This window comes from Plantibacter sp. VKM Ac-2880 (assembly GCF_015351235.1).
Taxonomy (GTDB): domain Bacteria; phylum Actinomycetota; class Actinomycetes; order Actinomycetales; family Microbacteriaceae; genus Plantibacter.
In genome coordinates, this window is record NZ_JADKSJ010000003.1 from 31,666 (window position 1) to 49,670 (window position 18,005).

Here is an 18,005-nt window from a genome sequence, read left to right on the forward strand (position 1 = left end):
GGGCCTCGCTGTCGCTGTTTCCATCGTTCTACTGGGTGGCGTAGCCCCCGCGGCTGCGGGGAACGGCTGCGAGGAGAATCCGAATCCGTTCTGCGAAGTAGAGGTGCCCAACCCCGGAACCCCGGGCCCCGGCGGTGGAGATCCCGGCGCAGGTGGAAGCGAAGGCGGTGGGTTCACCCCGGGCCCGACGACATGCTCGTTCAATGGTGCTGAGGTGCCGTGCACGTCGGCCGCTGGCTCGTGGAATGGCAGCTGCTACGTGGCGCTGCAGGAGCCTCAGCCGACTCCGCCGGCGGGCGGACAGGCGGGTATCGGTGCGTGGTACACATGCACGCCGTCAGATGCCACCGGTCTCGTCACCACGTTCTGGTCGAACAACCCTCCTCCCGGAGTGGTGACGTACACGCCAGCTCAGGCGGCCTTCCGGTTGGTGCAGCGGTTCCAGCTCGGACCGATCGATATCGGCATGGCGCCGGCCAGCAAGGTGCACGACGACGACGCCCCTGGCACCGCCCCGTACCGGCGCACCTGGGTCGGGATCCCCGTGTGGCTCTGGGTCGAGAACCCTCAGCCGCTGACCTGGGGTCCCTACACCGAGACGGCAACGCTCGGCGGTGTCACTGTCACTGCGACTGCATCGGTGAGCAGCGTCACCTGGACCAGCGACGACGGCAGCAGTGCAACGTGTGGGCTCGGAACCCCATTCGATATCGAGGCGATGCGGGATCAGGCCGCAGTCGACTCGCCAACCTGTGGGTTCCGGTTCCAGAAGACCTCGGCGAAGGAAGCGGATGGCACCTTCACCGTCACGGCGTCCACTCAGTGGACTGTGGCCTGGACGGGTGGCGGTACGGACGGGACGCTCGTCGCGCGGAACACGTCAACGTCGGCCGAAGTCACTGTCGGCGAGCTGCAGTCCGTGAACACGCCCAACCAAGACGGCGACAGGAAGAAGTAATCATGCGCAGATTCGTCAACGGAATCGCGTCGCTCATCGCGATCGCAGCTGTCCTCGTCGGAGTGCCGGCCGCGCTGATCCTGGTGGCAGGCAACCCGCTGCCGACGCCCGAGCAGTGGTCGAGCATGATGAGCTTCACGCCCGACTACGGGTCTCAGATCCTGCTCACGAAGTTCCTCCCGTGCATCGCCTGGTTCGCCTGGCTGCTGTTCGCAGTGCCCTTCCTCATTGAGCTGTTCGGTGCCGTGTCGGGGTGGTCTGCTCCTCGTCTGCCCGTGTTCCGTGGACAGCAGCAGCTCGCTGCCACGCTCATCACCGCCGTCGCTCTGATGTTCGCCGGTGGCCTCGCGATCGGGGGCCCAGCCCCAGCCGCCAACGCGAACGAAGCGCACGGCCCCTCGGCATCAACCACAACCGCGGCCCAGGCGCTCGAGGACGCCGTCGAGGACGTCGAGGCGCCAGCGCCGCCGGCAGCCGCTACTCCGGCGCCAGCGCCGACGGTGGACGAGGAGCGCGTCGTGCAGTCTGGTGACACGCTCTGGGGAATCGCCGAGGAAGAACTCGGGGACGGGAACCGCTACCCGGACATCGCAGCGGCGTCGAACATCGCTGACCCGTCGTACATCTTGCCCGGGTGGAACGTCACGATCCCGGGCGCGGCAACCGCCGCCCCAGCACCGGCACCGACACCCGCGCCGGCGCCTGCGCCGGCCCCGGCCCCGGCCCAGACGCCGGAAGCAGCGACTCCGGATGCTGCGGCCCCCGCAGATGCTCCGGTCGCCCAGGGGGGCACGGGTGGCGTGGCCGGAGGTGCCGAGCAGGCCGCGACTGCGACACCCTCGCCGTCTTCTTCCGCCACCTCGAGCGGGGTAGGCGATGACGCAGCAGACGTCGATGAGATCGACGAGTCCATTCCGCTCCGCACTGCTGGCGGGATCGGCGGGATCCTCGCCGCGGGTCTCCTTGGGGCGCTCGGCATGCGCCGCCTCGTGCAGCGTCGACGTCGCAAGACGAACGAGCGCATCGCGATGCCAGACCCCGAGAGCGAGATCTCCTCGATGGAGATGGAGCTGCGGATGGTCGAGAACCTCGAGCTCGAGGACATCGACCACGTCATGCGCGGCCTGCAGATCTGGGCAGAGGAAACCGGCACTGCGCTCCCGCACATCCTCGCCGTCCGCCTCGAGGCCTCCGAGATCGCCCTGTACCTCACCGAGCCGGCCGATCTGCCGGCTCCGTTCGTTCTCGCGGCCGAGGACCGTACTGCGTGGATTGTGAAGCCCGGAACTGCGATCGCGCCCGTCCGCAAGGTCGTGTCCCCGTACCCGGCGCTGGCGTCCATCGGCACTGACGCTGCAGGTGGCGTGCTCCTCATCGACCTCGAGGAGCTCGGTGCTCTCAGTGTCACCGGTGATGAGGAAGTCGCTCGCGGGATCCTCAACGCTCTGTCCGTCGAGCTCGCGGAGAATCCGTGGTCGGATGAGATCCAGGTGACCCTCGTGGGGATGCCTGCAGGTCTCGCTCGCGACCTCAACGCGTTCCGTGTCAGCCACGTCGACGACGTCGACACGCTCATGAAGCACATCCGCGCGGATCTCGATCGGCGCGCGGAGATCTTCGCTGAGGACGACCTCGACGGGGCACGCGACGCCCGCGTGACTTCGAACACCAACGAGTCCTGGGCGCCGCACGTCATCATCCTCGGGGAGGTCCCCGGCGCCGAGGTGCAGGAGGAGCTCGCCGAGCTCGTCGCACGCGTTCCCCGGCTCGGCCTCGCAACGGTGTCCAATTGGCTGCAGGCCAAGAGCTCCGAGCTGCACGTGGAGTCGAGTGAGCAAGCCACCCTGACCACCGCAGGTGGTCCGCCGCTCCCGTTCATCCCTCAGGTTCTGATGGGACGTGAGCTGGAACTGATCCACGGCATGTTCGCCACCACCACCGCCCCGGCCGCTCCTGCTCCCGCTCCGCTCGTCGAGGTCGAGGTCGAGGCGCACGATGTCGTCCCTGAGGCCGTCACCGGCGCGGAGACGCCTGCAGAGGCGTTCCCAGTCCCAGAGGGCCGGGAAGCAGAGGTCGAGACGGAGGCGGCGTTTGACGGCGCGTCCGATGACGACGTCGACAACGCCGCAGCTTCGTCAGCGCCGGACTGGATCCCGCCGTACGTGAGGATCCTCGGTCCCGTCGACGTCAGTCCCTTGGCAGACCCTGACGCCATGCCGGAACGCGGTCCTGAGGTCATGGCCTACCTGGCTCTCAACTCGCCCGTGAGCGGCGCCACCTTCGGCGCGGACTTCTACCCGAACTCCAAGTCGCAATCCAACAGCCTCCGCCAGGGAGTCAAGCGCGTGCGCAATGGCATCGGCCGGGCTCCTGACGGTGAGAGCCTGATTCCGGAGAACAACGCCCGCAAGGGATACCGCATCCACGACGCCGTCCGCAGCGACTGGGGCGACTTCAAGCAGCTCATCGGCCCCGACCTGCGGAAGACGTCCAACGACGACCTGGTGGCGGCCCTGCGCCTCGTGCGCGGCCAGCCCTTCGCCGGTGTCAACACGCAGCGCTGGTGGCACTGGATCGGGATCCACCAGGAGACCATGATCGCCGAGATCCTCGACGCCGCGGACGAACTCGGCCGACGCGCACTCGAGAACGAGGACGTCATGCAGACCCGGTTCGCCGCGAAGGTCTCGCAGACGGTCGAACCGGCCGCCGAATCAGGCTGGCGCAACGAGATGCGCGCCGCTTGGCTTTCCAGGGACATCGCCGAGTTCCAGACCATCGTCACGAAGCTGAACTCCTTCCTGGACAGCTTCGACGACGACTACGACATGGAGCCCGAAACCCAGGAACTCGTCGCCGAAGCTATGGCAGACCTGCAGCGATGACTGCCGCCACCGCCGCCGTTCGTCGGAGATCGCTGCAGCCTGCGGCCGTCTCCGGCGCAGCGGCTGCGGTCTCGGCAATCCTCGCCGCGGTGCTCCTGCCTCTCGGCCTGGCGCCCGTGTACGTCGCCACCTCGACGTCGGCAATCGTGGCCCTCGCGATCGCTGCAGCCGTGATTGACGCACGCAGCCGGCGCCTTCCCAACGCGCTCGTTGCCCCGATCGGGGCCCTCGCCCTTGTTCAAGCCGTCGCGCTTTCGCTCGAGCGAGGGCACCCGTCGACACTCGGCGCGGCGGTGATCGCTGCAGTCGTGCTCGGGATCCTCTACGCGGCCATGGCGTTCGCAGGGTGGATCGGCGTGGGTGACGTCAAGTTCATATTCGTTCTCGGGCTGTTCATCGGTACGTTCGTGGGATCAGCCGCGATCGCGATCGCACCACTGGCGATCCTTCTGGCAAGCGCCCACCGAGGCCTCGCAGCGCTTCTCGGCCGGGAGACAACACAGCGACTCCCGCACGGCCCCACGATCCTCATCGCGGCCGCGGTAGTCGCGTCATTCATCCCGCTCGGGTTGGTCTAGGGGCCAGCTGACTTCGTTGGCCGTCGCGGGTTGAGCGGCACGCGGTGCACCGCCTGTGCAGAAGCGTCGGCCGCAGTTGATCCGATCTGCACAGGCGCTACACGGTCAATGGGGTGGGTCTGGACGCATATGCAGTCCCCAACCTCGACTGGAGCAGACCCCAACTCAGCGGGTCCATCGCTACAAGGTCATCCGGTGACAACAGCGACGAAGGGCATATCGCGCGCCGACGACGGATTAGGTGATAGTGGTGCCACGCTCACTGCCTATCACGCCCTATCATTGTCGAATGGCTATCAAAACTACGACCACGTTCATCGATGACTTCGATAACTCGGAGCTTGACCCAAACGTAAAGCCCACGACATTTGCGCTCAACGGCACAACCTACGAAATCGACCTGAACGAGAAGAATGCGGCGGCGCTCGCGGATGCGCTCGAACCTTTCATCGCAAAGGCGCGTCCCATTCGCGCATCACGTGGGTCGTCTAAGGGTGGTTCCAAGAGCGCTGGGTCGAATGCCGCTCGACTCGGGAAAATCCGTGACTGGGCTGCGTCAAACGGACATAACGTGAGCAGCCGAGGGCGCATCCCGGCGGTCGTCGTCGAAGCATACGAAACGGCCACCGGCGACCGAAGCTGATCCCATAGAAACCGCCGGACGCCGTGACTTTCCTGCAAGTCACGGCGTCTTTCTGTCTCTTGCATGCCCAATTTCCACCGTGGGCCGTCGAACCAATGTCGCCGGTCGATCAGGAAGAGAGAAGGTTGGGTGCATGGATGAGAATGCGGTCGTGCAGCTGGCCCGTGAGATTGCTGCACGCGCGCACGACGGCCAGGTTGACAAGACGGGGCACCCCTACATCGAGCACCCCGAGCGAGTGGCCGCACGGGTCTCGACCCCGTTCGCCGAGGCGCGTATTTCAGTCGGTAGTTATCCACAGGCGGGGCGGCTTTCGAGCCGCCCCGTTTTCGTGCCCGGCACCCGCGTCAGTCTATGCGCACCGGTAGGGTCGAATCATGAAGAACACACTGGTCGTCGTCGCTCTCACGTCCATGTTCGTGTCCCTGGTGCTTCGGCTTGTGTGGCCGCAGGTGGAATTCCTCGCCGGGCTATCTCTCGCGCTGCAGATCGCTGGAATCCTTCTTCTCGTGATCTACATCGCCGGGTACGTGCGTGGCCGCGCACGATCACGGGCCTGAGACACCAACCGCCGCATCAGTACCGCCGAAGATCAAGCTCCGACGAAGTAGCTGTCCGGAAGGAGTTCCCGGATCGGCCGCATCACGGGTCCATCCCCACCGGGGACCACGACCAGGATGTTGGGGTGCTGGTCAAGAAGTACCTGCCTGCAACGCCCGCAAGGAGGTATCAGCCCGCGTCCGCGGTCGCCGGCTGCAGCGATTGTGAGGAGCTGGGTTGCTCCTGCCGTCGCGGCCACACCGAGCGCTACGAGCTCCGCGCAGGGACCGCCGTTGAAGTGGTAGACGTTCACTGCCTGGTGCACCCGACCATTCAAATCCATGACAGCCGCCGCGACCGTGTGGTTCGGATTGTCACCGAGGGTCCGAGCTAGCGCCTCGGCCGCGTCGATGACCTGTTGTTGAGCTTCGAGTGGTTGCACAAGGGGTCACCGTAGCAGGGGACCTTCGCTTCAGTCTTTCGAGTGTCCTACGGGCACCGGGGCAAGAATGGCGCGCCGTGCATCGACATTGTGCGCGACGAATTGCGCCGTTGATGACCAGAAGTCACCATGCCCTTCGAGGAACATCGTCGCCCAGGGTTCGCGGCCGCGAGCGTGAGAATCGCGAAGCAGCGCGTGCATCGACTGAGTCCGCTGGACGATCGCATCCGGCAGCGCAGTCCGAAGCTTCGCAGTCCATCGAGTGCCGGCCGCGGTGCATCCGATCTGCACGGGCGCTACGCCGTTCTCGCCGTCTTCCGACGCAGAGGAGTGACCTCAGCGAGCGTTGCGCCGCGGTCGGCGTGCTCGCGCTGGACGTGGAGCAAGTCCCACGCTGCGTCTCCGGTGACCGACACCCCTCGGGCGCCCGAGCGGCGGGTCTTGCCGCGAACGAGCATGTACTGCGTCTGGAATACTCCCGACCCGATCTGTTCCTGGACATCGTGGAAGAACACCACGTTGGACACCGGCCCTGTGCCGTCATCGAGTGAGACGAAGACGACACGTTTGCCGCCGCGCATCGGTGGCGTGTTGGTGGCCCGTCGAACGCCAGCGATGATGACCTCGGTGCCGCCGGGCAGGCTTCCAAGATCTCGTGCCGGCGTCACCTGCAGCTCCCGGAACAGGGGATAGAACCGCTCCATCTGATGCCGGTTCACCGCCAGACGCATCTCCTGCAGTTCAAGGTCCGTCTGCGTGCGGCCGCGCAGTTGCAGGGAAGTGACCGTGCTGCGATCGGGCAACGGGAGGTCGAGATCGAACGCGAGCTGCGTGGTCGGCACGTGCTGCGCCTTCGTTGTCACGCCTGCCAGGTGTGCGAGGAGCTCGTGCCGGCGGCGCGGCTGGTACTCGATGAAGGCATCCAGTGCGCCCACGCGTGCGAGGGACTCCATGGTGGTGCGCCTGGGTCTGACGCGATCGCGGAAGTCCTGCAGTGATGAGAACGGCTGATGCTGGACGATGCGGTCCCGTTCGACGTGGCTGCTGCCAACGACTTCCCCCAGCGCCATCCGGACTCCGAGACGTCCATGCGTGGCGGCTTGCTCGACGAGGTACTCGTGGGTCGAGTGCTGCACGTCGATCGGGAGGATTGGCACGTCGAGGTGTCGGGCCTCGGCGAGGATGAGGTCCTTTGGCCACATTCCGGGATCGTGGGTGAGGAGCCCGGCCATGAACTCGGCGGGGTGATGCTGTTTGAGCCAGGCTGATTGGTACGTGGGAAGCGCGAAGGCGGCGCCGTGTGCTTTCGCGAACCCGAACGAGCCGAAGCCGGCGAGGATCCGCCACGCCTTCTCGATGACTGCGTCGGGGAAGCCGCGTTCGAATGCCTTCCCGCGCACGAATGCTTCGATGCCGGCGAGACGGCCGCGGTCGGCGAGCTGGCGCCGCAGGACGTCTGCGGTTCCGAGCCCGCACCCTGTGAGCTCGTCGATGATTCGCATCACCTGCTCATGGAAGATCACCACCCCACGGGTCTCCTGCAGGATCCTCCGCAGCCTCGGGTGCAGGTAGTCGGGCATCGTCTCGCCGTGCCGCGCCTGCAGGTACTGCAGCGGCATGTTGTTCTGCATCGGTCCAGGCCGGAAGAGAGAGATCTCCACGGTGAGGTCGTTGAAGACCTCAGGTTGCAGCTTGCCGACGAGTTCCATCTGCCCGGGCGATTCAAGCTGGAACACACCGAGCGTGCGGGTTGATCGGAGGAGCTCGTAGGTCGGCTCGTCGTCGAGGGGAAGGGCGTCCAGCTCGATCCGGTCGCCAGTGATCCGCTCGTGCTCCTTGACCGCGTGTGCCATCGCGGATTGCATCCGGACGCCCAACACGTCGAGCTTGATGAGTCCCATGTTGTCCATGTCGTGCTTGTCGTACTGGCTCATCGGCAGCCCCATCCCGGACATCTGTGTCGGGGTTCGGTCGAGGAGGCTCGCATCCGAGAGGATCACTCCGCACGGGTGCATGCTCACGTGTCGGGGGAGTCGATCGAGGCGTTCTGTCACGTCGACGAGGAGATCGAGCTCGCGAGATTCACGGACGGCGTCGGCGAGGCCGGCGAGCTCTGGTTTGTCTCGGAGCGCGTCGCGGAACTCGCGGGCGTTGAACCGCCACATCTGCTTCGCGATGACGTCGATGGTCTCTTCGTTCATCCCCAGCGCCAGGCCGGCATCGCGGACGGCACCCCTGGATCGGTAGGCGTTCGTCATCGACATCAGCGTCGCGCGGTCGGCACCGAACTCCTGCACCAGTCTGTGATTGACGTCGTGCCGGCGGGCCGATTCGACGTCGAGGTCGATGTCCGGCATGTTCGGCCGTTCGAGTGCGATGAATCGCTCGACGATCAGCCCATTGCTGATCGGCTCGACTGACGAGGTGTGGAGGGCGTAGTTGAGAACCGACCCGACGCCAGACCCGCGTGCCTGAATGCGGATGCCCATGCTGCGAATGATGTCCGCGGCCTTCGCCACGGTGAGGAAGTACGACGGCATGCCGAGCTGCTCGACGAGTCGCATCTCGTGTGTCAGGGCTCGGTGAGCATCGTCCAGGGATGGCATGCCCGGACGGTCGTATCTCTCGTCGACGCCGGCGCGAGCTCGTTCCCACAGCGCCACCAGCGGATCGCCCGAGATCCCGATCACGGACGCTTCCGGCATCCGGGGGCGTTTCCAGCCGACGTCGCTCACCGGGTCGAGGGCGCAACGCTCAGCGAGGCGTTCTGTCACGGTCAGTAGCTGCTGCACTGCGCCAGGGCTGTGCGAGCCAGCGTCGACGACCATGCGCGCGATCTGCTCCATCTCCAGAGCGGGTTTCAGCCAGGCTTGTCCGTTCGCCTGCAGCTGCTCGCCCGGCGTGAGTGCGTCCAGTGGTTGGAGGTGCCTGACCGCGTCGAGAAGGTCCGCAGTGGCCGCCTCCTCCGGGACACCGTAGCGAACGGCGTTGGTCAGGACTGCCGGGATGCCCGCCGATTCGGCGAGCCCGAGCATCCGGGTGGCCGGCGCGAGACTGCCGCGACCCTGTTCTGTGAGGTGGCACACCACCTCGAGCATCAAGTGGCCGGCGGGGATGACCTGGCGCCACGATTCCAGGGCCCTCCGCGCACCCTCGCCATCCCGCGCGGCGATCGCTACGCCCACATCGGATTCCGGGCCGAGGAGCACCGTGAGTTGAGGATCCTCGGACAGCAGAGCCCCGAGGCGCGTCCTGGTCAGTGCAGGATGCTTGGCGTGTGTGTGCGCGTCGGAGACGGCGCGGCACAGCTGCGCGAAGCCGCGGCCCTCGTTCTGGCCATGGGCCAGCACCACGCGGCCGAGCGATCCGTCCTGGTCGTCGACGGCAGCCAGATCTGCGCCGAGTCCGGGCGAGATCCCCGCTGCGAGGCAGGCGCCGACATGCTTCGGCCCGCCGTAGAGACCATCGCGGTCGGTGAGCCCGAGGAACCACCCACCGTCAGAAGCGGCCAGGCCCGCGAGCGCTGGGCTGGAGGTGGTTCCGTAGTGTGCGGAGAGGTGGGATGCGACGTGGAGGTGGGAGAAGGTCACGTCCAGGCGATCGCGAGGGTCCACCTCCCGTCGGCGTCGCGCCGCAGGTCGTATCGGGTGGGTTCGTCGTCGTCCCGTACTGCGTCGACGCGCCAGAGCTCGGTGTCGATTCGTGCGGGTGATTCGGCGTTTCTCCACCAGGCTGTGCGGGTGAAGAGTGCTCGGGGTTGTCCGACGATGACGTATTCGAATCGATCCCAGATGAACGTGGCGGGGTCCCCGTTGTCCGCAAGGGTGACTGACACCGCAGCGTCGATGATCGTCGACATAGCACCCTCCACATTCGAACGTATGTTCGATTCATCGAGTGTACGTCAAGCGATGAGGGTCAGGGGGTGGCTGTCTTCGAGGGTCGCCTGTCGGGTAGGCCGGCGCGCTGGTCGAGCGTCTCAGCCGCCGCTGATCGGGCGTGCTTCGTCGGGTGGCTCGCTCGCAGGGTTGATGGGGCGTCGGGGTGACAGCCCGATCTCCTCGGAGGTCTTGGTCGGCTCTGCTTGGAGTTCGGCGATCAGCCAGTCCATGTGATCCGCCATGGCCGGCTGTGCGTGCATCGCTTCCTGGGCTGTGCTCTGGTCTACGGGTTCGAAGACGATGTCGTCGTCGAACGACGGGGCAAAGTAGGTGTTCTCGAGGAACACGGTGCGATGCCAGCGGCCTGTGTCCGTGAGCCATCCGAAGATCCGGTACTCATCGAAGTTCTCTTGGGCTGCCACCCATTGCACGACCTGGTTCTTGCTTCGGACCAGGTAGAACGAGAATGAGCTCACGTCAGCGTGTTGATCCGTCGGAGCGGTAGTAGGCGCGGATCGCGTTCCGGACGGCTTCCTCGCGGGTAAGTCGATTCCCGAGCTTCTTCTCACGCTCAACCGCGGCCTCGATGAGGGACAGGGCATCTGCTGGAAGCCGATAGGTCGCCGGGCGTTTCTCGATTCGGGTGGTCGACTTCTGCACGTCCATCATCATTCGATTGTGCCAGGCGCCCCGGAGGCTCGCATCTGCCACGTATTACGTGATTTGAAACATTGCTTGAGCCTGAATGGGCGCGGAACCTGGGGCCAGACCTCCCGGTCTAGCGAAGCGGTGGAGCGAGTAGATATGTCGATCGCGCGACGGAACGGAGCTCGGCCTCGGAGAAGGCGAGACGGCATCGACGGTCGGAGCTATGAGATCGACTTGTCCGATGAGAATGTGGCTGAACTGCGCCGGTCGCTAACCGCTTGTGTCCGTGGCTCGAAAGGTCAAGCCGACGCGTCGGCGTCGCCCCTAACCTGTGCGGCCGACGCAGCCTCAGCTGCTCGGGACTCCTGGTAGGCGAGGATGTCCTCCCGGCGCCACCAGTGGGTCTTCTTCACATAGAAGGGCTCAGGGAACTCTGGATCGGCGCGGCTGTACTTCCGCACGGTCTGCGTCGTGAAACCGAGGATTTCGGCGATGTCCTCGACGGTAACGAGCTGGGAGAAATCGATCTCGGAGGCGACCGGCTTCGGTTTGCGGCCCGATTCAGATCTGGCTCGCTTTGCTGCCGCTGCATCGCTCAACGAGCGCCCGCGCTTGCGCTTGATCGCCCGGCGTTCCTTGTACGCGACGATGTCCGCTCGCCGCCACACAGGAGAGCGAGTATCGGTGATGGGATCCGGGAAATCCGGGTCCTTGATCTTGTAGATCCGCACCGTCTGCAGCGAGAGCCCGAGGATCTCGGCTGCCTCTTCGTAGTTCACGAGGTCGCGTGCACTGATCGTGCTCGCGGACTTGGCTGTGGTCACGGTGATCTCCCTGGATTGTCCCGGTTCGAGTCTAAACCCCACGTTTATTTTCATGGAGTGGGTGTGTGGTGTGTGTTCGCGACTGACTGAGCGTCCAGAAGATCCTCGAGGAGCATCATTCGCAGGTGTGCGTTGGCCTGGATCATCGCGATCACTTCGCCATGCGTTGGTTCGCGAAGAGCGCCCGCGAGAAGCGCGCGCAACTTGCCTGACTCCATTGCGTGCGTGGCGAGCTTTCCGTCGTCGAGAGAGAGCTCGCCGCGATGCGTTGCTGTATCGGACCACTCGATGATGTACCGCATCGGCCGGCGTCATTCATCATCGGAAGCGAGGTCGCGAAGCAGCGCGGCTGCCGCCCGAGCTGTGGCAATGACGACCACGAGTGCCAGGACTCCTGTGCCGGCGACCTGCAGCGCCCGATAGACCGATGGGCCCAGCCAGACGCAAACGACGGCGAGCGCCGTCAGGGTGAGCAGGCCGATGGCGCAGGCCGTGGGGCTGGGGGTGGTTGTGGGTGTGGTGGTGCGCATGGATACTCCTCCGCAATAGTAAATCTGACGTTTATAACGCTATCAGAGTGCGAGAGGGAAGCCAAGGGTTTCGAGGGTCGAAGGTCTCCAAGATCTGCGTTCGGGGAGCGAGGTGGAGTATTACGCTCGCGGGATGACTTCATCGGAGCCTTTGCCGCTTGCGGATCGCGGCGTTCTTGCCGTCGCGCTGACTGGAACTGCCGAAGCGCTGGTGGACGTTGCATCGGGCTTGTGGGAGGTTGTGCCTTCTGACGGGTCGAGGGCGCAGGCTTTGCTCGATGGTTCGCTTGGTGATTCTCCTTTCGCTGACGTGACGATGAGTCTCGCCGCGGCCAGCGATGAATTGAGTGCGTTTGCGTGGATCCTTGGCGGGGATGGGGCATATGGACCGTCGCTGGGCTCGCTGCTTCGCAGCTGTGTTGAGACTCTGGGTCGTGCATGGTGGTTGATCACCGCTGAAGATGCTGCGGTCCTCGCTCACAGAGCTGCCCTGTTGGCTCTCAATGAGGCGGGGTACCTGGCTTCGAATGACGCTGAGGCTGCGATTCGCAGAGAGGACGGTGAGCTTCGACGCCTGCGTGGGTCTGAGATCTCGGATGAAGCGGAGAGGAAGTTCGAGGAAGTTCGGGTGGCCGGCCTTTCAGCGAGAGCTCCGGGCTACCGGAAGCTGGCAGTGGATCTTCTCGACGCGGTCGATAGCCCGAATTCTGGTCGCGATTATTCAACGATGTCTGGGGCGTCTCATGGGGAAAGGACGACTCTCGCTGCGTTTGGAAATGCGCGGCCGGGACAAACGGGATTGGCGCGGGGCGGGCTCGATTTGCCCATCAACGTCGCGAACTTGTTCATCTGGATCTTGCTGGAATCGGTCCATCGGGTGATGACGACGTTGTTCGACATGTGGGGGGAATCAAGTGACGAGCTGCGGCGTCGTTGGAATACCGCTCACGACGACACCGTGCAAATCGTGGCTCCGACCTTTGATCGACTGATGCGGTGAGGAACACTCCAGGGCGGTGGCTCCGGCGAATCGTTACGTAGAGCCGCCGGTGTTCCGCGGCGACGCACTGAGTGTGCCTGTTCGTTGGCTTGCGATACCGAACATGAAGGTGAGGGCGAAGACGCCGGCGAGCGCCAGGGCGAGTGCTGCGTACCCTGCGGGGTTCCCGATGAGCGCGCTGTTGCCGACGATGACGGCGTCCATGATGAAGTGGGCGAGCATCAGTGGGAGGACTGAGCGGTAGATCGCGAATAGGGCGAGGAGCCCGCTTCCCCAAGCCAGGGCCAGGAGTGAGGATGCCCCGCCCTGGTAGAGGTGGTCGATGACTCGCGTGATCAGGCCGATGCCGCCGGCGAGGAGCGCCCATCGCCACAGGGAGTCGGTCGTCCATTCCGGCCTGCCCGTCATCCGGCGGTCGCGATTCAGGACGGAGAGCGCGGCGAAGGCGACGCCGACGGGTATGGCGATGTCGAGGGTCTCCTCGCTCAGGCCGGCGTGCAGAGCTCGCATGGCGCGGTCGGCGATGGTGAGCTCGTCCCAGGAGGTGGTGACGGGTCGGAACTGCCAGCCGAGGAGGGCGGCGATGGGGCGGTTGAGGAGGCCGGCGGCGATGAAGATCGACACGGCGAGGACTGTCGCTCGGACGAATCGGGCGAACGGTGCTCGTGGTTGCTTCCAGTGGAAGCCGAAGCCGCGCATCCCTCGGGCCCACCTGGACAGGATCATGAGCGCGATGATGAGCGCGATGGTCACCCAGCGGACGAGATCCTCGCTGCCGGAGCTGTCGTAGCTCGCGGAGTCCCTGCGGGCGGCTGCGATCCCGCTGACCCAGTGCAGCAGGATCATGCCGGCCAGCATCACGACGAGGAGCCAGGCGGCGATTGTGGTGGCCCAGGTCGCGGAGCGTTGCAGGGAGTTCACGGTCGAACGCTATCGCTGGTCTCGGTCGGCGCCCGGCGGAGCTCTACGGGGCGTCGCATGTGGTGATCGTCGAGGCGAGGGAGTCGCGGTCGGCGGTGTTGATCGTGAGTGGGTATTTCGTGAGGAGGTAGACCCATCGGAACGTGTACTCGCATCGGTATGAGTCGGCCGGCGGCATCCATTCGGCCGGCCCGGAGTCACCCTTGGAGGAGTTCAGGGCGCTGGTGACGAGTTCCAGATTGTCGAGGTCGTTGGCGACGGTGATGCGCAGCTCGTCGGTCCACGAGGCGGCGCCCTGGCGCCAAATCCAGGACTTGGGCAAAACGTGATCGGCCTGGACGTCGGTGCTGAGCGTCTCGGTGGTCAACTCGAGGCGTTCGCCGGAGTAGGGGTCGATGAGGGTTCCGCTGGTGACTTTGCAGCCGTTGGTGCCGGGCTTGTGGGTGACGTCCTGGAGGACGCGATTGATCAGGTCGGATCGTTGATCACAGCCGTTCCTATCGATGTCCTTCCACCGCTGGCCAAATGCGTCGGAGTCGTACGTGTCGGCGTGGGTAGGGGTGGCCACGGGGACTGCGGCGAGTGCTGCTCGGGCGGCCTCGACGTTGTAGGTGGTGGTGTCGTCGACGACGGTGATGAGGCCGGCTTCCTGCAGGGCTGCCGCAGCGGTCGTGCTGGCCTGGGGTGAGTGTGTGAACGGGTTGTCGAGCGTGGTGAGGCTGGCGATAGCGGCGATGCCGGCGGCCGTGAGGACGAGGAGGGCTTTGAAGCGTTTGCGCATGGTCATGATGACGGTCCAGTCAGGGATGGTCGACGCCGCGGCGTCGACGAGGTGGCGATGTTCGCGTGGGCGATGCATCTCGGGGGCTCGGAGGGGACTCGACGAGCTCTAGCGGCGCGAGGGCGCGAAAAAGGCACCCGGCCCAGAGGAGAAACTGTCAGATTTACCCGCTCAGGGGGGCCGGGTGCCGGGTCCAAGGCTACAGCTTCGGAGCGGGCGGGTCGAGCTTCACGCCCCAGAGAGCGATCGCGCGTTCCGGCAGTGGGATGGTCGTGTCGAGGCCGGTCTGGTCTGCGAACTCTGCCGGCGTGAGCACGATCGGGTCCGGGCTCATGGGCTGGCGGAGCTCGTCGACGTAGTCGGCGTAGTCCTCAGCGAACCGGTCGACGTCGGTCCCGAGCGGCAGGTGGACCGTCGCCCAAGCGGCGGCCTGGTCGTTGGGTGTGGGGTGTTTGGTGAGGGTGCGCATGTCTCTCTCCTCTGGGTTGGGCGTGTACTGCCTTCACCTAGAAGGGGCACGCCAGAGAGCGAATTTGGGACAGAACCAGCGGGAAACTGACCGGTGGGTCGACCCGGGGGTGCCGGGCCGACCCGAGGCCGCTACTCGCCCGGGGGGAGTGCCGTGAGGTTGAACGGGGTGTTGAAGTCGCTGTAGATCGCCGTGCCGTCCTCGGCTTCGCCGCTCGGGCTCCAGATCCCCGCAGTCGCTCCGTCCGCGGCGGCAGCCGTGGGGATGATCAACGACTCCGACGAGTCCTGCAGCACGGCCGTCCCCTGTGCATTCGCGGCGGCGGTGGCGAGCTGCATCGCCTGCTCGGCGGTGAAGAAGTGGTCGCCGAGATCTCCGTCGAGCTGCACGCCGTCGAGGGCCACGATGGTGCCTTCGACGTCGAACGCGATGGACTGGACGGTGCGAGTCGCATCGACGTGCCAGGTGAGGTCTGACAGGGCGTACAGCGAGCCGTGGTGCCCCCGGTCGATGACCGAGTCCCAGAACGCGAACGCGATCTTCTGGTCAGCTCCGATGAACGCGAGGACGATCATGCTTCCCTCGGCATCCGGCACGGTCCACGCGCGCGAGCCGGTCGTGTCGTCCACGATCCATGCGTTGAGGGCGACCTCGACGGCGTCGTATTCGAGCAGCCAGTTGTAGTCCTCGTGCTCGGTAGCGTTGATGTCGACCTGGCTGCCGTTCGCGTGAGTGATGGTGACGTGTGTCATGTGCTTCTCCCTGCGTTATAAAGTAAATCTGACGTTTATAACTATATACACGAGTGGGAAGGAACACAACACGGATCTCGCTCAGTACGCTCGGACCATGGACATGCAGCTCGACCAGGCCTGGCAAGAGCTCCTGCAGGCCCAGGAGCGCCCTGTGGGTGGCCTTGTGTGCTCAGATGTGCCCGAGGTGCCAGGCGTGTACCTCTGGCGTCACGACGGCGCGCTCAGCTACGTCGGAACCGCCTCGAACCTCCGCGGCCGCGTCTGGTCGACGCACCTCGGCGGGGGCACGTCGCTCGCGGGCTCGTCGCTACGACGCAACGTCGGTGAGCTTCTCTTCGAGATCCCGCCGTCCAGGACCGCGAAACCGAATCGACAGCTCGTCACCGCTGCGCAGGCTGCGGAGATCCGAGAATGGCTGTGGGAGGGCACAGTGGCTTGGGTGGAGCGACGGACGAGACATCAGGCTGGCGCGTACGAGGCGGAGCTGCGTCGTTCCCACCTGCCGCCGCTGAACCGGGTCTAGGCGCCGAGGCGCCAGTCAGTTCGGGGCGGCGGAGTGCTGAAAGCATGGAGGATCGCGAGCCGGAGATCTTCGTCGTCCCGTTCGTCTCGCCATCGAGTGACGAATGCCCGATCTGCGACCGGGGTTGTGCGACCGAGACCGGACTTGGGAATCGGTGCACGAGTCACAACCAATCCGCCCCCTTCGCTGTCGAGCAGGATCGACAGAGCTGAGCCCGTCGCGGCCATCAAACTCGTGGCAGTCGAGGGGAAGATTCTCACACGGGCCCCTTCCCTGCTGACGGCGATGACATGCGAGGAGTCACTTCCTGGCAGGACGTCGAAATCGGTGCCTGATATCCGACTCACTGCCTCCGTTACCTGCAGGTTGTAGAGCTGTGCCTCAACGGCCAGTGAACGGCCAGCACCATCGGCGGTCAACTTGGCGTAGTTCTCCAGTGTCGAGCGCGCGCGCACTTCGTTGAGGTCGTCGTAGCGGTACGAGACGAATGTGTTTGGCAACTTGCGGATGCGGGTCACGAGTGGTGACGGAGGATCGTCGGCGTGCTCAGTTCCGTCGTCGCTCGGGGGAGACGTTGGGGTACTCGGCTCGGTCATCTCTGCTGCCTCCACCACGGTGCCTAGCGTGGCGAGATGGTCCAGGAACGCGCCACAGATCCGTTCCTGCGTCGCGTTGCTTGCAGAGTCCACGAGCGGAGCCAGCATGTCGACGGCAACCAAGTACGGGAGCCGGTCTGCTTCGTCCCGGGGAAGAGCCCGGTCCGTCACCCACTCGAAACTCTTCCACCAGGCGGCATCGCGCTCCACGCCCTTGTTGTGGCGTAGCTGACGAGCAATAGCCCAGAACCCGATGCCAGCGGCCACAACCGCGGCAACGCCGGCCGCGCCGGGGCTGGTGGAGAAACGTTCCACCCACCCGGCGGCCCCGGCCTGGTCGACTCCAGTCGCGAAAAGCACGCAGACAAAGCCGATGATCACCGCACCGGTCAAGAGCAACAGTGGGTGGATGACTTCCCACGCGCGATCGCGCCTTCGGACCATCGGCCGGGCCGGCGTCGACTCGGAGGGTGGGTCAGCCGCATTGGTCACCGACACAGCGTGGCACACCGTCCACCAAGCGCGGGGGTGTCAGAGCCGGAATAATCGGCACCGTGACGGCGGCCAAAGTAACCACGACCCAACACATCGGTGCTGCCGGTGAACTCCTCGTGCAGTACCGGCTCTTGAAGATGGGCATCGACAGCGCTCGGCTCACTACCGATTCCGGCATCGACCTCGTCGCCTATGCGCCGGCCACCGGGTCTGCGACCACGATCCAGGTCAAGACCGTCGAGCGCAGCACGGCCGCCGGCGGACGAGGGCGCTCGGCCATCGGCTGGAACTTCCCCCACGCCACCCCTGCGCAGCTGCTCGCATTCGCCTACCTGGAACTCGACCGCGTCTGGATCTTCACAGCCGCTCGGGCGCGCGAGCTCGCCCAACAGCACACCCTCGGTGGGATGCGGCGTCTGTACTGGTACACCGACCTCGCCACGCCCCAACGTGCCGGTGTGCCTCTCCTCATGACCGACGTCGACGAGTGGCTACTCGAGGTGCAAGCCCCGCGACTGTTCGCGCGCTGACGCGGA

At 65.4% G+C, this 18,005-nt stretch carries 21 protein-coding genes; 8 read left to right on the forward strand and 13 right to left on the reverse strand.

The features are described 5' to 3' along the window. The first annotated feature begins 259 nt into the window (after window positions 1-259). The 5 genes from ITJ57_RS18745 to ITJ57_RS18765 all read left to right on the forward strand — a co-directional run bounded on the left by ITJ57_RS18745 (window position 260) and on the right by ITJ57_RS18765 (window position 5,624). Window positions 260-958, forward strand: coding sequence for a hypothetical protein (locus tag ITJ57_RS18745; RefSeq protein ID WP_228507585.1), 699 nt, complete (start codon window positions 260-262; stop codon window positions 956-958). 2 nt (window positions 959-960) lie between these two features. Further along, the gene (locus tag ITJ57_RS18750) at window positions 961-3,843 is read left to right on the forward strand and encodes a LysM peptidoglycan-binding domain-containing protein (protein WP_194671573.1); all 2,883 of its coding nucleotides are present in this window, start codon (window positions 961-963) and stop codon (window positions 3,841-3,843) included. Window positions 3,844-3,959: 116 nt separating this feature from the next. Next, window positions 3,960-4,421, forward strand: a complete 462-nt coding sequence (locus ITJ57_RS18755; RefSeq protein WP_194671574.1) for an A24 family peptidase — start codon at window positions 3,960-3,962, stop codon at window positions 4,419-4,421. A gap of 289 nt (window positions 4,422-4,710) precedes the next feature. Beyond that, a complete protein-coding gene (locus ITJ57_RS18760; RefSeq protein ID WP_194671575.1) occupies window positions 4,711-5,064 on the forward strand; it encodes an Lsr2 family protein in 354 nt (117 codons plus the stop codon). Window positions 5,065-5,441: 377 nt separating this feature from the next. Further along, window positions 5,442-5,624, forward strand: coding sequence for a hypothetical protein (locus ITJ57_RS18765; RefSeq protein WP_194671576.1), 183 nt, complete (start codon window positions 5,442-5,444; stop codon window positions 5,622-5,624). Window positions 5,625-5,656: 32 nt separating this feature from the next. On the opposite strand, the gene ITJ57_RS18770 is transcribed toward ITJ57_RS18765, so the two are convergent. From ITJ57_RS18770 to ITJ57_RS18805, 8 genes are all read right to left on the reverse strand, one after another. Then, window positions 5,657-6,046 carry a cytidine deaminase gene (locus tag ITJ57_RS18770; protein WP_194671577.1) on the reverse strand — a complete coding sequence of 130 codons (390 nt, stop codon included), beginning with the start codon at window positions 6,044-6,046 and terminating at the stop codon, window positions 5,657-5,659. Window positions 6,047-6,342: 296 nt separating this feature from the next. After that, window positions 6,343-9,636 carry a DNA polymerase III subunit alpha gene (dnaE, locus tag ITJ57_RS18775; protein WP_194671578.1) on the reverse strand — a complete coding sequence of 1,098 codons (3,294 nt, stop codon included), beginning with the start codon at window positions 9,634-9,636 and terminating at the stop codon, window positions 6,343-6,345. Further along, window positions 9,633-9,905: a hypothetical protein gene (locus tag ITJ57_RS18780; RefSeq protein ID WP_194671579.1), complete on the reverse strand. Its 273-nt coding sequence runs from the start codon at window positions 9,903-9,905 to the stop codon at window positions 9,633-9,635. The genes dnaE and ITJ57_RS18780 overlap by 4 nt, the downstream gene beginning before the upstream one ends. A gap of 120 nt (window positions 9,906-10,025) precedes the next feature. After that, on the reverse strand, window positions 10,026-10,403 hold the full coding sequence (locus ITJ57_RS18785) for a hypothetical protein (protein ID WP_194671580.1): 378 nt from the start codon (window positions 10,401-10,403) through the stop codon (window positions 10,026-10,028). Between the two features lies 1 nt (window position 10,404). Beyond that, complete coding sequence (locus ITJ57_RS18790) at window positions 10,405-10,596, reverse strand: hypothetical protein (protein ID WP_194671581.1); 192 nt, start codon at window positions 10,594-10,596, stop codon at window positions 10,405-10,407. Between the two features lie 278 nt (window positions 10,597-10,874). Beyond that, window positions 10,875-11,453 carry a hypothetical protein gene (locus tag ITJ57_RS19555; RefSeq protein WP_228507587.1) on the reverse strand — a complete coding sequence of 193 codons (579 nt, stop codon included), beginning with the start codon at window positions 11,451-11,453 and terminating at the stop codon, window positions 10,875-10,877. Continuing rightward, window positions 11,450-11,701 (reverse strand): hypothetical protein, encoded by a 252-nt coding sequence (locus ITJ57_RS18800; protein WP_194671583.1) that lies wholly within the window; start codon window positions 11,699-11,701, stop codon window positions 11,450-11,452. Before ITJ57_RS18800 ends, ITJ57_RS19555 begins: the two co-directional genes overlap by 4 nt. Before the next feature lie 9 nt (window positions 11,702-11,710). Beyond that, the gene (locus ITJ57_RS18805) at window positions 11,711-11,929 is read right to left on the reverse strand and encodes a hypothetical protein (protein ID WP_194671584.1); all 219 of its coding nucleotides are present in this window, start codon (window positions 11,927-11,929) and stop codon (window positions 11,711-11,713) included. Between the two features lie 133 nt (window positions 11,930-12,062). On the opposite strand from ITJ57_RS18805, the gene ITJ57_RS18810 reads away from it, so the two are divergent. Further along, window positions 12,063-12,929 (forward strand): hypothetical protein, encoded by an 867-nt coding sequence (locus tag ITJ57_RS18810; protein ID WP_194671585.1) that lies wholly within the window; start codon window positions 12,063-12,065, stop codon window positions 12,927-12,929. Window positions 12,930-12,962: 33 nt separating this feature from the next. Here the strand turns inward: ITJ57_RS18810 and ITJ57_RS18815 are convergent, their stop codons facing one another. The 4 genes from ITJ57_RS18815 to ITJ57_RS18830 all read right to left on the reverse strand — a co-directional run bounded on the left by ITJ57_RS18815 (window position 12,963) and on the right by ITJ57_RS18830 (window position 15,852). Continuing rightward, window positions 12,963-13,850 (reverse strand): hypothetical protein, encoded by an 888-nt coding sequence (locus tag ITJ57_RS18815; protein ID WP_194671586.1) that lies wholly within the window; start codon window positions 13,848-13,850, stop codon window positions 12,963-12,965. Between the two features lie 43 nt (window positions 13,851-13,893). Next, entirely contained in the window at window positions 13,894-14,709 is an 816-nt protein-coding gene (locus ITJ57_RS18820; RefSeq protein ID WP_194671587.1) for an HNH endonuclease family protein, read from the reverse strand. 121 nt (window positions 14,710-14,830) lie between these two features. Then, window positions 14,831-15,100 carry a hypothetical protein gene (locus ITJ57_RS18825; RefSeq protein WP_194671588.1) on the reverse strand — a complete coding sequence of 90 codons (270 nt, stop codon included), beginning with the start codon at window positions 15,098-15,100 and terminating at the stop codon, window positions 14,831-14,833. Window positions 15,101-15,231: 131 nt separating this feature from the next. Next, complete coding sequence (locus ITJ57_RS18830) at window positions 15,232-15,852, reverse strand: hypothetical protein (RefSeq protein ID WP_194671589.1); 621 nt, start codon at window positions 15,850-15,852, stop codon at window positions 15,232-15,234. A 97-nt stretch (window positions 15,853-15,949) separates the two neighbouring features. Between ITJ57_RS18830 and ITJ57_RS18835 the strand changes: the two genes are divergently transcribed. Then, complete coding sequence (locus tag ITJ57_RS18835) at window positions 15,950-16,378, forward strand: GIY-YIG nuclease family protein (protein ID WP_194671590.1); 429 nt, start codon at window positions 15,950-15,952, stop codon at window positions 16,376-16,378. Here the strand turns inward: ITJ57_RS18835 and ITJ57_RS18840 are convergent. After that, window positions 16,375-17,466: a hypothetical protein gene (locus ITJ57_RS18840; RefSeq protein WP_194671591.1), complete on the reverse strand. Its 1,092-nt coding sequence runs from the start codon at window positions 17,464-17,466 to the stop codon at window positions 16,375-16,377. The two genes, ITJ57_RS18835 and ITJ57_RS18840, sit on opposite strands and share 4 nt — an antisense overlap. A 62-nt stretch (window positions 17,467-17,528) precedes the next feature. Between ITJ57_RS18840 and ITJ57_RS18845 the strand changes: the two genes are divergently transcribed. After that, window positions 17,529-17,999 carry a hypothetical protein gene (locus ITJ57_RS18845; RefSeq protein ID WP_194671592.1) on the forward strand — a complete coding sequence of 157 codons (471 nt, stop codon included), beginning with the start codon at window positions 17,529-17,531 and terminating at the stop codon, window positions 17,997-17,999. Window positions 18,000-18,005 lie beyond the last annotated feature (6 nt).

What these genes read in the sequence shown, in the direction of transcription:
- ITJ57_RS18750 (WP_194671573.1), top strand. Translation starts at nt 961, where the DNA reads ATGCGCAGATTCGTCAACGGAATCGCGTCGCTCATCGCGATCGCAGCT.
- ITJ57_RS18760 (WP_194671575.1), top strand. Translation starts at nt 4,711, where the DNA reads ATGGCTATCAAAACTACGACCACGTTCATCGATGACTTCGATAACTCG.
- ITJ57_RS18765 (WP_194671576.1), top strand. Translation starts at nt 5,442, where the DNA reads ATGAAGAACACACTGGTCGTCGTCGCTCTCACGTCCATGTTCGTGTCC.
- ITJ57_RS18780 (WP_194671579.1), bottom strand. Translation starts at nt 9,905, where the DNA reads ATGTCGACGATCATCGACGCTGCGGTGTCAGTCACCCTTGCGGACAAC.
- ITJ57_RS18790 (WP_194671581.1), bottom strand. Translation starts at nt 10,596, where the DNA reads ATGATGGACGTGCAGAAGTCGACCACCCGAATCGAGAAACGCCCGGCG.
- ITJ57_RS19555 (WP_228507587.1), bottom strand. Translation starts at nt 11,453, where the DNA reads ATGAAAATAAACGTGGGGTTTAGACTCGAACCGGGACAATCCAGGGAG.
- ITJ57_RS18800 (WP_194671583.1), bottom strand. Translation starts at nt 11,701, where the DNA reads ATGCGGTACATCATCGAGTGGTCCGATACAGCAACGCATCGCGGCGAG.
- ITJ57_RS18805 (WP_194671584.1), bottom strand. Translation starts at nt 11,929, where the DNA reads ATGCGCACCACCACACCCACAACCACCCCCAGCCCCACGGCCTGCGCC.
- ITJ57_RS18810 (WP_194671585.1), top strand. Translation starts at nt 12,063, where the DNA reads ATGACTTCATCGGAGCCTTTGCCGCTTGCGGATCGCGGCGTTCTTGCC.
- ITJ57_RS18820 (WP_194671587.1), bottom strand. Translation starts at nt 14,709, where the DNA reads ATGCATCGCCCACGCGAACATCGCCACCTCGTCGACGCCGCGGCGTCG.
- ITJ57_RS18825 (WP_194671588.1), bottom strand. Translation starts at nt 15,100, where the DNA reads ATGCGCACCCTCACCAAACACCCCACACCCAACGACCAGGCCGCCGCT.
- ITJ57_RS18830 (WP_194671589.1), bottom strand. Translation starts at nt 15,852, where the DNA reads ATGACACACGTCACCATCACTCACGCGAACGGCAGCCAGGTCGACATC.
- ITJ57_RS18835 (WP_194671590.1), top strand. Translation starts at nt 15,950, where the DNA reads ATGGACATGCAGCTCGACCAGGCCTGGCAAGAGCTCCTGCAGGCCCAG.